This is a genomic window from Pantoea sp. RSPAM1, assembly GCF_038816185.1.
Classification (GTDB): domain Bacteria; phylum Pseudomonadota; class Gammaproteobacteria; order Enterobacterales; family Enterobacteriaceae; genus Pantoea; species Pantoea ananatis.
In genome coordinates, this window is record NZ_CP046137.1 from 2,119,039 (window position 1) to 2,132,306 (window position 13,268).

Annotated in this window: 14 protein-coding genes; 8 read left to right on the top strand and 6 right to left on the bottom strand. The window is 55.8% G+C overall.

Features of this window, described 5'->3' with window-relative positions; translation table 11 throughout:
* Positions 1-21: 21 nt before the first annotated feature.
* From sapF to sapA, 5 genes are read right to left on the bottom strand one after another with little or no spacing between them, the layout of a single operon-like run.
* The gene (sapF, locus tag GKC68_RS10420; RefSeq protein WP_014605756.1) at positions 22-825 is read right to left on the bottom strand and encodes a putrescine export ABC transporter ATP-binding protein SapF; all 804 of its coding nucleotides are present in this window, start codon (positions 823-825) and stop codon (positions 22-24) included.
* A 1-nt stretch (position 826) separates the two neighbouring features.
* Positions 827-1,822: a putrescine export ABC transporter ATP-binding protein SapD gene (gene sapD / locus GKC68_RS10425; protein ID WP_013025910.1), complete on the bottom strand. Its 996-nt coding sequence runs from the start codon at positions 1,820-1,822 to the stop codon at positions 827-829.
* The gene (gene sapC, locus GKC68_RS10430) at positions 1,822-2,712 is read right to left on the bottom strand and encodes a putrescine export ABC transporter permease SapC (RefSeq protein ID WP_047715255.1); all 891 of its coding nucleotides are present in this window, start codon (positions 2,710-2,712) and stop codon (positions 1,822-1,824) included. Before sapC ends, sapD begins: the two co-directional genes overlap by 1 nt.
* Positions 2,699-3,664, bottom strand: a complete 966-nt coding sequence (gene sapB, locus GKC68_RS10435) for a putrescine export ABC transporter permease SapB (protein WP_047715254.1) — start codon at positions 3,662-3,664, stop codon at positions 2,699-2,701. Before sapB ends, sapC begins: the two co-directional genes overlap by 14 nt.
* Positions 3,665-5,293, bottom strand: coding sequence for an ABC transporter substrate-binding protein SapA (sapA, locus tag GKC68_RS10440; protein WP_028724211.1), 1,629 nt, complete (start codon positions 5,291-5,293; stop codon positions 3,665-3,667).
* A 267-nt stretch (positions 5,294-5,560) separates the two neighbouring features.
* Between sapA and GKC68_RS10445 the strand changes: the two genes are divergently transcribed.
* Complete coding sequence (locus GKC68_RS10445) at positions 5,561-5,962, top strand: GNAT family N-acetyltransferase (protein ID WP_342656803.1); 402 nt, start codon at positions 5,561-5,563, stop codon at positions 5,960-5,962.
* Between the two features lie 277 nt (positions 5,963-6,239).
* On the opposite strand, the gene pspF is transcribed toward GKC68_RS10445, so the two are convergent.
* Positions 6,240-7,253 (bottom strand): phage shock protein operon transcriptional activator, encoded by a 1,014-nt coding sequence (gene pspF / locus GKC68_RS10450; protein ID WP_342656804.1) that lies wholly within the window; start codon positions 7,251-7,253, stop codon positions 6,240-6,242.
* Positions 7,254-7,415: 162 nt separating this feature from the next.
* Here pspF and pspA point away from each other — a divergent pair, with 162 nt between their 5' ends.
* The 7 genes from pspA to tyrR all read left to right on the top strand — a co-directional run bounded on the left by pspA (position 7,416) and on the right by tyrR (position 13,258).
* The gene (gene pspA / locus GKC68_RS10455) at positions 7,416-8,081 is read left to right on the top strand and encodes a phage shock protein PspA (RefSeq protein ID WP_252292954.1); all 666 of its coding nucleotides are present in this window, start codon (positions 7,416-7,418) and stop codon (positions 8,079-8,081) included.
* 36 nt (positions 8,082-8,117) lie between these two features.
* On the top strand, positions 8,118-8,345 hold the full coding sequence (pspB, locus tag GKC68_RS10460; RefSeq protein WP_013025903.1) for an envelope stress response membrane protein PspB: 228 nt from the start codon (positions 8,118-8,120) through the stop codon (positions 8,343-8,345).
* On the top strand, positions 8,342-8,692 hold the full coding sequence (gene pspC / locus GKC68_RS10465) for an envelope stress response membrane protein PspC (RefSeq protein WP_014593793.1): 351 nt from the start codon (positions 8,342-8,344) through the stop codon (positions 8,690-8,692). The genes pspB and pspC overlap by 4 nt, the downstream gene beginning before the upstream one ends.
* 57 nt (positions 8,693-8,749) lie before the next feature.
* A complete protein-coding gene (gene pspD / locus GKC68_RS10470; protein WP_047715251.1) occupies positions 8,750-8,998 on the top strand; it encodes a phage shock protein PspD in 249 nt (82 codons plus the stop codon).
* Entirely contained in the window at positions 8,979-10,376 is a 1,398-nt protein-coding gene (locus tag GKC68_RS10475) for a YcjX family protein (protein ID WP_342656805.1), read from the top strand. Before pspD ends, GKC68_RS10475 begins: the two co-directional genes overlap by 20 nt.
* Positions 10,373-11,440: a YcjF family protein gene (locus GKC68_RS10480; protein WP_342656806.1), complete on the top strand. Its 1,068-nt coding sequence runs from the start codon at positions 10,373-10,375 to the stop codon at positions 11,438-11,440. The genes GKC68_RS10475 and GKC68_RS10480 overlap by 4 nt, the downstream gene beginning before the upstream one ends.
* 252 nt (positions 11,441-11,692) lie before the next feature.
* Positions 11,693-13,258, top strand: a complete 1,566-nt coding sequence (gene tyrR, locus GKC68_RS10485; protein ID WP_047715249.1) for a transcriptional regulator TyrR — start codon at positions 11,693-11,695, stop codon at positions 13,256-13,258.
* Positions 13,259-13,268 lie beyond the last annotated feature (10 nt).

Here is a 13,268-nt window from a genome sequence, read left to right on the forward strand (position 1 = left end):
TTTCCACAATATGGCGCAAAATCAACGCTCACGCCGCCAGGCTTCGGCGGTCAGCGCCTCGCCAAAATGGCTGTTGATCAGGCGTTTGGTCATCTCGTGCAGCGGCGAGGCGAGCACGTCTGCCGTTCCGCCGCGTTCCACCACTTCACCGTGATGCATGACCAGTACTTTATCGCTGATGTGCTTCATCATGCCAAGATGCTGGGTCACATAAATATAAGCAATGCCGTGTTTTTCCTGTAATTCCAGCATCAGATTGACCAGTTGAGAGCGCATGGTCATATCCAGAGAGGCCAGCGCCTCATCGGCCACAATCACTTTGGGCTGCAGGATCAAGGCCCGTGCCAGCCCAAGGCGCTGTTTTTGGCCCGGTGCCAGCATGTGGGGATAGTAACCCGCGTGATCGCGCAGCAATCCCACCTGACGCAGCGTTGCAATGATGCGTTTTTCCCGTTCCTCAGCATCCAGCCCGGTATTCAGGCGCAGCGGCAGATCCAGAATCTGGCTGACGCGCTGGCGCGGGTTGAGCGACGTTGACGGATCCTGAAAAATCATGCGAATGCGTTGGCTGCGATAGCCATAATCACCAAAGCTGAGCGGATGATCGTCAATAATGATCTCCCCGTCGCTGGGGGCAACGGTGCCGCTAAGCATTTTCGCCAGGGTCGATTTACCCGATCCGTTTTCGCCGATAATCGCCAGGGTCTGTTTTTCACGCAGCGTAAAGCTGACGGATTTCACGGCTTCTACGTGCTGGCGGCGAAACAGGCCAGTGCGGTAGCGAAAGGTTTTGCTGAGATTGCGAACTTCCAGCAACGTTTCCATGTTATTGGCCCTCAACGTTAAGCGGGAAGTGGCAGGCGTAAAGGTGCGAGCGGGTGCCCGTCAGCCGCGGTGTTTCAATGCACTTGCGCTGTGCATAGGGACAGCGTGGCCCCAGGCGACAGCCAATCGGCAGGCTCTCCAGCGACGGAATCGCGCCGGATAAGGTGTTCAGTCGGCTTTTGTGCGGCAGCGGACGACCAAAATCAGGCATGGCGCGAATCAAAGCCTGAGTGTAGGGATGATGCGGGGTCGTCATCAGATCTTCGCTTTGCGCCGTTTCGACCGTCTGGCCGCAGTACATGACGTTAATGCGGTTAGCCCACTGGCTCATCGTGCGCAGATCGTGGCTGATCAATAAAATGGTGGTGTTATTGTTCTGGTTAAGACGGCTCAGCAGGCGGAATATCTGCGCCTGGGTTGTCGGCTCCATCGCATTCGTTGGCTCATCCGCAATCAGCAGGCGGGGCTGATTCGCCAGCGCGATGGCGATCATCACTTTCTGGCACTCGCCCTCGGTTAACTCATAGGGAAAGCTGCGCATGATGTCTTTATGATCCTTTATGCCTACCCGATGCAGCAGTTCAATAGCCCGGGTTTTACGCCAGAACCAAAAGCGCTTCATCCACGGGCCTTTATAGGTCCAGCGCGGAATCGCCTGCATCAGCTGACGCCCGACACTTTCAGAGGGATCGAGACAGGATTGCGGCTCCTGAAAAATCATCGATACGTTATGACCCACGATGCGGCGGCGCTCACGAGCAGACAGACGCAGCAGATCAACGTCATCAAAGACCATGCGGTCTGCGGTAACGCGCCAGTTGTCGTTAGTCACGCCGCAAATCGCCTTGGCCACCAGGCTCTTGCCCGAACCGGACTCCCCGACCAGACCGCGAATTTCGCCTTCGCTGAGAGACAAATTAACGCGATCGACTGCTTTAACCGGCCCGTCCGCGGTCATAAATTCAATTGTCAGATTACGAATATCCAGTAACGGCATTATTCCACTCCCGCCTCGACGGCCCGACGAATGCCATCACCGAGCAGGTTAACTACCAATACGCTGACCATCAGCGCCGCACCGGGCAACATCACGGTCCAGGGGGCCACGTAGACCAGCTCCAGGGAATCGCCCAGCATCGCGCCCCATTCCGGTGAGGGCAACTGCGCGCCAAGGTCGAGAAATCCCAGGGCGGCAATATCAAGAATGGCCATGGAGAGCGCACGCGTAATTTCACTGATCAGCATCGGTAACACGTTAGGGAGAATCGCATGCCACATAATATGAATGCTGGTCGCCCCGTCGAGACGCGCCGCCACCACATACTCTTTTTCCAGTTCGTCATGAACGGCGCTGTAAATTTCCCGCACCAGCCGTGGCATCAGCGCCAGCCAGACCGCCAGCAACGCATGTTCGAGGCGTGGGCCAAGAAAGGCCACCACGATGATGGCCAGCAGCAGAGAAGGAATTGACAGTAACGTGTCCAGCACGTGATTCAGCACGGCAGAGCGCACACCGTGCGTCATGCCCGCCACGATACCGAGTACCAGTGCCCAGAAAGTGGCAAACAGCGTAACGACAATGGCTGAACCCACTGTCGGGGCCACGCCATTGAGCAGACGGCTGAGTAAATCACGCCCTAAATCGTCTGTTCCAAGAAAGAACGACACTTCACCGTAGCGTGACCAGGAGGGCGGTAACAGCTGGTAGCCCAAAAACTGCTGGTCGATGGGATAAGGTGCCAGGAAATGCCCAAACAGACAGAGCAGCAGCAGTGCGCCAAAGCCGTACAGGCCTATCATCGCAGGCATGTCGCTATAAAAATGGTGCCAGCTCTGACGAATTGCGCTCGGCAGGCGTTTTTCGGCGTAGATGTTATCGTAGGGCATACCATTCCTTATGTTTCAGCGGATTCAGCGCCGCACCGACAATGTCAGAGAGCACATTCACCACAATCACCACGCCGCCGGTCACCATCACACCGGCCGATATCGCCGCATAATCCTGCTGGCGGATAGCGTTAATCAGCCAGCGCCCCAGACCGGGCCAGTTGAAGACCATTTCCGTGATCATCGCCAGCGTTAACATGCTGGAAAACTGCAAACCAAGGCGTGGAATGACGGGCGGAAGGGCATTATGCAGAACGTGGCGGCGGATCACGGTAAAACGGGATAACCCACGGGTGGCTGCCGCCTTCACATAGCTTTTTTCCACGACATCGATGGTGCTGATGCGCAATAAACGCACGATCTCGGTCGTTGGCGCCATGGCCAGAACGGTCACCGGCAAAATCAGATGCATCAGCACGCTAATCATCATTTCATGCCGCCACGGCGAGGGGCTGAGCCAGGCGTCGATCAAGGCAAAGCCGGTAATGTTCTGGACCGGATAGAGCAAATCGTAGCGGCCGGAAACCGGCAGCCAGCCCAGCGTCAATGAAAAAAACAGCGTAAACAACAAAGCAAGCCAGAACACAGGAATCGAGAACCCTAGCAGGGCGAGAGCGCTGATCAGTTTATCCTGCCATTTATGGCGCATTGCACCGGCGCAAATGCCCAGCGGTATCCCGACGATCAAGGCTAAGCTAAAGGCCATCAGGCACAGCTCCATCGTCGCGGGAAACACCTCACGCAGCTGTACGCCAATTTCCTGGCCATTGGTGCTGGAAACCCCAAAGTCCAGCTGCAGCATGCCCTTAAACCAGAACCACCAGGCATCGAACAACGATGCGCCTTCCAGCGGCGCGTTAGGGGTGAAATAGCTCAGGCTGAAGCTCACCAGCGAAAGAAAAAACAAGGTAATCACCAGCAATACCAGGCGACGCAGGATATAGATGACCACTTAACGTTCCTCTCGCTCATCACGATACACGCCGGCAAATGACGCATTACCAAACGGACTCAAAACCAGACCTTTAATATCATGCCGATAGGCTTGCAGACGCAAAGATGAAGCCAGCGGCAGAACGGGCAGCTCGCGCGCCAGAATTTGCTGGGCTTTATCATAATTTTCAATACGCCCCGATAACTGCTGTGACAACAGGGCATTTTTCAGCGTGTCGTCAAACGTGGGTGAGCACCAGTGAGCATAGTTGGTCTGGGAACTGATGGCGGCGCAGCTGAGCAGCGGACGAAAGAAGCTGTCGGGATCGTTACTGTCGGTTGCCCAGCCCGCCAGCGTCAGATCGTGGTTCATTGCCATCAGCTGTGCCTCCTGAAAACGCCCCTCAACCGGCACGATGGTGACCTGTACGCCAATTTGCGCAAGGTCAGCCTGAATAAGCTCTGCCGTTTTTAGCGGTGCTGGGTTCCAGGACTGCGAGGCCGCGGGCACGACCAGGCGCAGATGAAGATCGTGAACGCCAGCGGCTTCCAGCGCTTCTTTGGCCTTTTTGGGATCGTAAGGGGTAATGCTGGCATCGGTATCGTAAGCCCAGGACGCGCGAGGCAGTATTGAGGCAGCCGTCTCGGCAGTGCCGTAATAGATAGATTCCATCAGACGCTCATTATTCATCGCCAGCGCCAGCGCGTGACGAACTTCCGGCCTGTCGAGCGGCGGTTTACGGGTATTAAATGCTAAATAGGCGATGTTCATCCCGGGCCGCAGCGTCATGCGCAGTCGGGGATCGTCACGCAGAATGGATATTTGGCTGGCGGCAGGATAGGCGAGCACGTCGCATTCGCCCGTAAGCAGCTTCGATAAACGGCCTGTTCCGCCGGCTCCGAGGTCGATAACCACCTGCTGCAGGCGCGGCACGCCTTTCCAGTAATGCGGGTTTCGCGCCAGACGAATATATTGCCCGCTGCGGTATTCGCTCAACTGGAAAGGACCAGTGCCGACAGGGTGACGATCCAGCGCTTCCTGGCGGCCCACTTTATCCAGGCTGTCAGCATACTCTTTCGACAAAACGGGCGCGTAGTGCGTCGCCAGGTGCCAGAGAAAAGAGGCATCCGGGCTATTCAGACGAAATTCGACGGTATCGTTATCGATTTTTTTAATGCTCTGAACGGAATCGGCGAACTGTAGGCTGTCGAAATAGGGGTAATAGCCACCGTTGACGTTATGCCAGGGATGCCTGCGATCGAACATGCGGGCAAAGCTGAATACCACGTCATCCGCATTCAGGGTGCGGGTGGGTTTGAAGGTTGCGGTGTGCTGGAACTGCACCCCATGACGCAGGTGAAAACGGTAGGTGGCACCGTTATCACGGACTTCCCAACTGGCGGCCAGATCGGACTGCAACCGGTAGGTGTAAGGATCCACATCTAACAGGCGGTCGTACAGCTGTGCAGCCAGCGTATCCACCGTTAAACCACTGCTGGCCATCTGTGGATTGAAGGTATTCAGCGTGCCGTTAACGCAATAGACGAATCCGCTTTGACGGATATCGCCCGCCAGCGTCGGCGCAGACCACACAGGCGCGCTCAACACGCTGAGACTCAGTAACAGCGAAGGAATTAGTTTTAACATAGAACTCAACGATTCTCAGGCATTAGGCAGAGTGTATCGCAAAGCGGGCCTGGCCCCAAATACGCATCAGCGATTACCCGCTGTTTGCGCGCGCACTGGCGTAAAAATGGAATTGGCTGCCGCAGCCGAACGCGATCAGTTTTTACCCAGGCAGAACCTGTTAGTGTCGATGGCACAGGCGGAAAGCACGCATGACGAGCGATGAAGTGACGGAAAAGAAAAAAAATCTACCTGCCGCGACTGCTGTTGGCCGATGAACAGAGAGATATGATCGACCGCTATCTTGCCAGCGGACGCGTGTTCAGGCTGTGGGATAACGGAGTGAAGTGCATTGCTGTGGTGACGCGTTTAAACGAGACGGAATGCGCGCTTAAAAATATTGCGACCTGCCCGGCAGATCAGGGGAAGGGCTATGGACGCGCGATGCTGGCTTATCTTGCAGAGACGTTTTTAAAAGCGTGCAAGACGATGTACGTCGGCACCGGGGACGTACCGGGGATACTGCGTTTTTATCATAAAAGCGGTTTCCGCGCGTCACACCGGGTCAAGGATTTTTTCACGGACAATGATGAAAAACGATTATCGAAGAGGGCGTACAGTTACGTGACATGGTCTATTTGCGCAGAGACGCAAATGACGTGTAAGCACGCGAAGTTGCGTGAAGAATAAAGGCCTGGCGTTGATGTGGAAATGAGAAAAATTCTCAATAAGGCTTTACAGATGCGAACAGGAATGATTATTATTCAGTTGCGCTTCGACGGTGGCTCTACCGAAGAAGAGCACGACATTGCTCACATTGCTTCCAGTTGCCCGCTTCGGCGGGCCCTTTTTTTGGCTCTCGTCCGCTTTCTGTCTCACCCTCTTATCTCAGTCGCATCAATGAATCAACCACGAAAAATTCACAATAAAACAATGGCTTGCCACGTATCGAAACTGCAGCACGCGTTTATACCTGTCCGTCTCGTGCCTGAATCCCGTGCTTTTTCATCATCGCTCTGAGCTGATGGTAGGTCACACCCAGTAAGCCGGCGGCACGACGTTGATTGTACTTCGCCTGTTGTAAGCTGATTTCCACCACATCGTGCTCCTGCCGGTTCTGCCACTGACGCAGGTCAAGCGGTAAAGAAGGCAGGGCCGATGCCGCGTCCGGCACGTGAGCAGGCGGCGGGGCATTTTCGGGGGCGGTGCGTCGTTCAAACGGGTTAATAATGATGTCATCCAGAGGTTCGTCGCTGGTGTTATGGCGATAGACCGACCGCTCAACGACGTTTTTTAGCTCACGCACGTTACCCGGCCATGGATGTTCCAGTAAGGTTTGCTGAGCCTGCTGGGTAAAACCGGGAAACAGGGGCAAGGTCAATTCCCGGCACATCTGGATGGCGAAATGGTTCGCCATTACCAGAATATCGCTACGGCGCTCGCGGAGCGGCGGCAGTTGAACCACATCGAACGCCAGACGATCGAGCAGATCGGCACGAAACTTCCCGGCGGCGGCCAGCGCGGGCAGGTCTTCATTGGTGGCGCAAATCAGGCGCACATTCACCTGAAAAACGTGATTCCCGCCTACGCGTTCAAGCTGACCGTATTCAATAACCCGCAGGAGTTTTTCCTGAACCAGCATCGGGGCGGTTGCCAGCTCATCAAGGAACAGGGTGCCGCCGTCAGCCCGTTCAAAACGGCCCAGGTGACGCTTCTGCGCGCCGGTAAAGGCGCCTGCCTCATGTCCAAACAGCTCAGAATCCAGCAGGTTTTCATTCAGCGCGGCACAGTTGAGCGAGATAAAAGGGCCCTGCCAGCGATCGGACAGATAGTGCAGACGACTGGCGATCAGCTCTTTACCCGTACCGCGTTCGCCCACGACCAAAACCGGTTTTTCCAGCGGTGCAAGTTTTGATACCTGCTCCAGCACTTCCAGAAAGTTGTTCGATTCGCCCAGCAGGTTATCGTTGTTAGGAGGCATGATGAATTTCGCCACTGATTAATCAATTTAACTATCTTAGAACAGATAAAAAAAACCGCCAAGCCTGCAATGCAATAAAAATCAATAAGATAAAAGTTGGCATGCATCTTGAATTAACCTGTGCAGCAAGTTGAAACTATGACAATCAAGAGGAACATCATTATGGGTATTTTTTCGCGTTTCGCTGACATCGTTAATGCCAACATTAATTCCCTGCTGGAGCGTGCAGAAGATCCGCAGAAGCTGGTGCGCCTGATGATTCAGGAAATGGAAGATACGCTGGTTGAAGTCCGCTCCACCTCTGCGCGCGCCCTGGCAGAGAAGAAACAGCTGGCACGGCGGATTGAGCAGGCAGAGCTTCAGCAGGCCGAATGGCAGGACAAGGCTGAACTGGCTCTGCGTAAAGACAAAGAGGATCTGGCCCGCTCCGCGCTGATTGAAAAACAGAAACTCACCGATCTGAGCGCCTCCCTGAAACAGGAAGTTGACCAGGTTGAAGAGACGCTGGCTCGCATGAAAGGCGAAATCACCGAGCTGGAGAAAAAGCTGAGCGAAACTCGCGCTCGCCAGCAGGCGCTTACGCTCCGCCACCAGGCGGCGTCGTCTTCACGTGATGTCCGCCGTCAGCTGGACAGCGGTAAAATTGATGAAGCGATGGCGCGTTTTGAATCCTTTGAGCGTCGCATCGATCACATGGAAGCAGAAGCAGAGAGCCACGGTTTTGGCAAACCGAAAACCCTGGATCAGCAGTTTACCGATCTGAAAGCGGATGACGAAATCAGTCAGCAACTGAACGCGCTGAAAGCCAAAATGAACCGCAGCGAATAAGACGCCGCTTCTGCTGGACAGGATTAAGGAGAGTCAATGAGCGCATTATTTTTAGCCATTCCATTAACGATATTTGTGCTGTTTGTGGCACCCGTCTGGCTATGGCTACACTACAGTAACAAACGCAACGGGGGCACCGATCTGTCGCAGAGTCAGATGCAGCGTCTGCAACAGGTAACCAAAGATGCCCAGCGCATGCGGGAGCGCATTGAAGCGCTTGAAGCCATCCTCGATGCTGAACACCCTAACTGGAGGCAGCCATGATGAAAGGCCGCAAGTTATGGCGTAAGCCTGACGAAGGGAAGCTGATGGGCGTGTGTGCCGGTTTAGCCGAATACCTTGACGTTCCGGTAAGACTGCTTCGCATCATCGTCGTCTTGTCACTGTTCTTTGGTCTGTTTGTGTTTACCGTGATCGCCTATTTCGTGTTGGGCTTTGTGCTGGACGTTAAACCGGCCGGCGTGGATAACGGGGAATACGCGCCCAGCGCCGGTGAACTGCTGGACCAACTGGAAACGACACTGCAACAGGACGAGCGTAATGTTCGGGATATTGAACGTTACGTCACCTCTGAAACCTTCAGCGTGCGCAGTCGTTTCCGTCAAATTTAATCGTTGTTCTGCAGCGGGCCAGAGCCTGGCCCGTTTGTGAACCGTTTGGAGGAAGTAATGACTGTTTCACGCACTGCGGCTTTTCGTCATCGTGCAACACCTGCGTTGAAGTCCGCCGCTAAATTTATCATTATCAATGCGATAACTTATGGCCCTGCGGGCGTGACCGGCTGGGCGGTGAAATCGGTGGCGCGTCGTCCGTTGCGTATTCTGTTAGGACTGGCGCTTGAGCCACTCCTGAAGCGCGTGATGAACAACGTGGCATCACGCTTCATCAAGGAGAAAGATGAAAAGACTGCAAACTGAATTGCTGGCATTAATGAACCGCGGCGTCGATCGCCATCTTCGCCTGGCGGTAACCGGATTAAGCCGCAGTGGTAAAACGGCCTTTATTACCTCGCTGGTCAACCAGCTCCTGTCCGTTCACAGCGGTGCCCGACTGCCGCTGTTTTCCGTGGTGCGCGATGAGCGCCTGCTGGGCGTGAAACGCGTCCCCCAGCGGGACATGGGCACGGCGCGTTTTACCTACGATGAGGGGCTGGCGCAGCTTTACAACACACCGCCCGCCTGGCCAACGCCGACGCGAGGCGTAAGCGAAATGCGCCTGGCACTGCGTTATCGCCCCAGCGATTCGTTACTCCGCCATCTCAAAGACACCGCCACGCTCTATCTTGAAATCGTCGATTACCCGGGTGAGTGGCTGCTCGATCTGCCCATGCTGGCACAGGATTATCTGACCTGGTCGCGGCAGATGAACGGCTTATTACAGGGCGATCGGGCCACCTGGGCCGCGCCATGGCGTGCATTGAGCGAACCACTTGATCCTTTTGCTCCGGCGGATGAGAACCGCCTGGCTGATATCGCTGCGGCCTGGACTGACTACCTGCATCAGTGTAAAGCGGAAGGGCTGCACTTCATTCAGCCGGGACGTTTTGTTCTGCCTGGCGATATGGCCGGTGCGCCAGCGCTACAGTTTTTTCCCTGGCCAGCTGACGATGAAGCCCTGGCGGCGAAGCTGGCGCAGGCCGATAAAGGCAGTAACTTTGCCATGCTGCAGCAGCGATTCAATTACTACTGCCAGCATGTCGTAAAAGACTTCTATAAAAATCATTTTCTGCGCTTTGATCGCCAGATCGTGCTGGTGGACTGCCTGCAACCGCTCAACAGCGGGCCGCAGGCGTTTAATGATATGCGGCTGGCATTAACGCAACTGATGCAGAGCTTTCATTACGGGCAGCGTACGCTGTTCCGACGACTGTTTTCACCCGTCATCGATAAATTGTTATTTGCCGCGACCAAAGCCGATCACATCACCAGCGACCAGCACGGCAATATGGTCTCTCTGCTGCAGCAGCTTGTGCAGGATGCCTGGCAAAACGCCGCGTTCGAAGGCATCAGCATGGACTGTATTGGCCTGGCCTCGGTTCAGGCCACACAAAGTGGGCTGGTCGATCACCGTGGCGAAAAAATTCCGGCACTTCGCGGTCATCGCCTGCAGGATGGCGAGGCATTGACCGTGTATCCGGGTGACGTTCCGCCCCGGCTGCCGGGCAGCGCGTTCTGGCAGCAGCAAGGCTTTCAGTTTGAGCAGTTTCGCCCACAGCAGCTGGATATCGATCGCCCACTGCCGCATATCCGCATGGATGCGGCGCTGGAATTTTTACTGGGAGATAAATTGCGATGAGCGATCCGTTAAAACCGCGTATAGATTTTGCCCACCCGCTGGAGGATAAACCCGAAAGTGTGCTGCGGCCAGCTCAAACGTTTGAAGACGATGCCCAGTCCGCTTTTTGGGCTGTGCAAGACAGCGACGCGACGGTTGAAGAAGAAAGCGCAGGGGAAAGAGCCGTCGAGGCCGCGCTGAAACCTAAACGCAGCCTGTGGCGCAAAATGGTGGGCGCAGGCCTGGCGCTGTTTGGCGTCAGTGTCGTGGCGCAGGGCGTGCAGTGGAGCCACAATGCCTGGCTGGCGCAGGACTGGTTTGCGCTGGGCAGCGGCGTCGCCGGCGGACTGATTGTTCTGGCCGGTGTGGGCGCGCTGACCCAGGAATGGCGCCGCTTATATCAACTGCGGCAGCGTGCGGAAGAGCGCGACCGGGGCCGTGAACTGCTTAACAGCCATGGCGTGGGCCAGGGGCGGGCGTTTTGTGAAAAAATGGCGCGTCAGGCCGAACTCGATCAGGCTCATCCAGCGCTGCAACGCTGGCATGCCTCGCTTCACGAAACCCACAATGATGGTGAAACGGTCCGGCTCTATGCCCAACTGGTGCAGCCGGTTCTTGATCGCCAGGCCCGACGGGAAATCAGCCGCCATGCTGCGGAATCGGCGCTGATGATCGCCGTCAGCCCGTTGGCACTGGTCGATATGGCCTTTATCGCCTGGCGTAACCTGCGGCTGGTCAACCGCATTGCGGCCATTTACGGTATTGAACTGGGCTATTTTAGTCGACTGCGCCTGTTTCGACTGGTACTGCTTAACATGGCGTTTGCCGGGGCCTCAGAGCTGGTGCGCGAGGTCGGAATGGACTGGATGTCGCAGGACATCGCGGCCCGCCTGTCGACGCGTGCCGCGCAGGGCATTGGTGCGGGGCTGCTCACCGCCCGGCTGGGCATCAAAGCGATGGAGCTGTGTCGGCCTTTACCCTGGCTGGAAAATGATAAACCTCGTCTTGGTGACTACCGCCGGGAGCTGTTAGGGCAGTTGAAAGACGCGCTACAAAAGGGCGGGAATAAACATCCGCAAAACTGACTACAGTGGGGGCCGTTAGTTAACGTTCCCCCTGTTTATCGCGCCAAATGTGCGGGGGCCGTGCTGGAATACTGGGAAGATTAACGGCGAAAAACGTCGAAAACGCAAGGCGTTATAGCGCACCGCGCGCAATGGACGTTTAAAAAAAACGCGCTTGCGTTAACGCTGTCAACTTTTCCTGACAGCCCCCTTTCTGCGGACGGGCTGTTTAGCGTATTATCGCGAGATATCAAACGGATTAAGGCCCACGCAATGCGTTTAGAAGTGTTTTGTCAGGACCGTATCGGACTGGCGCGTGAATTGCTCGACCTGTTGGTGGCGCGCAGTATCGATCTCCGCGGCATTGAAGTCGCCGCCTCAGGCCGCATCTATCTCAATTTCTCCACGCTTGAATTCGAACAGTTCAGTAATCTCATGGCGGAAATCCGTCGTACACCCGGCGTCACCGATGTCCGCACGGTCCCCTATATGCCCTCTGAACGTGAACATCGGGTGCTCAGCGCCTTGCTGGTTGCCATGCCAGAGCCGGTATTTTCGGTCGATTTGAGAACGAAGGTTGAGCTGGCGAACCCGGCGGCGCAAAACCTGTTTAATCTTGATGAAAACAAGATCCGCAATTTTACCGCCGACCACCTGATTAACGGTTTTCATTTTGCGCGCTGGCTGGAGAGCGAACGCGTTCAGGCGCAGGCGCAACATGTGGTGATAGAAGGGCGCGACTTCCTGATGGAAGCACACCCGATTTACCTGTCAGAGGACAACGACCAGGCCGACCAGCTCGTCGGCGCAATGGTGATGCTGAAGTCTACTGCCCGTATGGGGCGACAACTGCAGAACCTGGTGGTGACCGATGAAACCGAGTTCGATCATATTGTCGCCGTTACGCCCAGGATGCGGCAGGTCGTGGAACAGGCGCGCAAGCTCGCGATGCACGATGCACCGCTGCTGATTATCGGCGACACCGGTACGGGCAAAGACATGCTGGCGCGGGCCTGTCATTTACGCAGCGCACGCGGAAAGATGCCTTTTCTGGCGCTTAACTGTGCATCGCTGCCGGATGACGTAGCGGAAAGTGAGCTTTTTGGTCACGCAGCCGGGGCCTATCCCAATGCGCTGGAGGGCAAAAAAGGCTTTTTCGAACAGGCAAACGGCGGCTCGGTGCTGCTGGATGAAATTGGCGAGATGTCGCCCACCATGCAGACCAAGCTGCTGCGTTTTCTGAACGATGGCACCTTCCGCCGCGTCGGTGAGGAGCATGAGGTACACGTGAATGTCCGCGTGATCTGCGCCACTCAGAAGAACCTGTTTGAGCTGGTTCAGCGCGGTGAGTTCAGGGAAGACCTTTTCTATCGCCTTAATGTGCTTACGCTGAATCTGCCGCCGCTGCGCGAGCGCGTTCAGGACATTATGCCGCTGACGGAAATGTTCGTGGCGCGTTTCGCCGACGAGCAGGGCATTCCACGGCCGCGTCTTTCCTCACAGCTGAATGCTTTTCTGATGCGCTATAACTGGCCCGGAAACGTGCGGCAGCTTAAAAATGCCTTATATCGTGCATTAACCCAGTTGGAAGGCCATGAGTTACGGCCGCAGGATATCGTCTTGCCGGAACAGGCGCTGGATGTGTCACTGGGGGAAGAAGCGATGGAAGGCACGTTGGATCAGATCACCAGCCGCTTTGAACGATCTATTTTGACGCGGTTATATTTGTCTTATCCGAGCACGCGCAAACTGGCAAAACGACTGGGGGTTTCCCATACCGCCATTGCCAATAAACTGCGGGAGTACGGTCTGGGGCAGAAGCGCGGCGACGGCGAATAAAACGCAGCGG

Excerpts from the sequence above, each read along its gene's own strand:
- GKC68_RS10475 (WP_342656805.1), top strand. The coding sequence starts at position 8,979 with ATGAAAAGACTGCAAACTGAATTGCTGGCATTAATGAACCGCGGCGTC.
- pspA (WP_252292954.1), top strand. The coding sequence starts at position 7,416 with ATGGGTATTTTTTCGCGTTTCGCTGACATCGTTAATGCCAACATTAAT.
- sapD (WP_013025910.1), bottom strand. The coding sequence starts at position 1,822 with ATGCCGTTACTGGATATTCGTAATCTGACAATTGAATTTATGACCGCG.
- GKC68_RS10480 (WP_342656806.1), top strand. The coding sequence starts at position 10,373 with ATGAGCGATCCGTTAAAACCGCGTATAGATTTTGCCCACCCGCTGGAG.
- GKC68_RS10445 (WP_342656803.1), top strand. The coding sequence starts at position 5,561 with ATGATCGACCGCTATCTTGCCAGCGGACGCGTGTTCAGGCTGTGGGAT.
- pspD (WP_047715251.1), top strand. The coding sequence starts at position 8,750 with ATGACTGTTTCACGCACTGCGGCTTTTCGTCATCGTGCAACACCTGCG.
- sapF (WP_014605756.1), bottom strand. The coding sequence starts at position 825 with ATGGAAACGTTGCTGGAAGTTCGCAATCTCAGCAAAACCTTTCGCTAC.
- tyrR (WP_047715249.1), top strand. The coding sequence starts at position 11,693 with ATGCGTTTAGAAGTGTTTTGTCAGGACCGTATCGGACTGGCGCGTGAA.
- pspF (WP_342656804.1), bottom strand. The coding sequence starts at position 7,253 with ATGCCTCCTAACAACGATAACCTGCTGGGCGAATCGAACAACTTTCTG.
- sapA (WP_028724211.1), bottom strand. The coding sequence starts at position 5,293 with ATGTTAAAACTAATTCCTTCGCTGTTACTGAGTCTCAGCGTGTTGAGC.
- pspB (WP_013025903.1), top strand. The coding sequence starts at position 8,118 with ATGAGCGCATTATTTTTAGCCATTCCATTAACGATATTTGTGCTGTTT.
- pspC (WP_014593793.1), top strand. The coding sequence starts at position 8,342 with ATGATGAAAGGCCGCAAGTTATGGCGTAAGCCTGACGAAGGGAAGCTG.
- sapC (WP_047715255.1), bottom strand. The coding sequence starts at position 2,712 with ATGCCCTACGATAACATCTACGCCGAAAAACGCCTGCCGAGCGCAATT.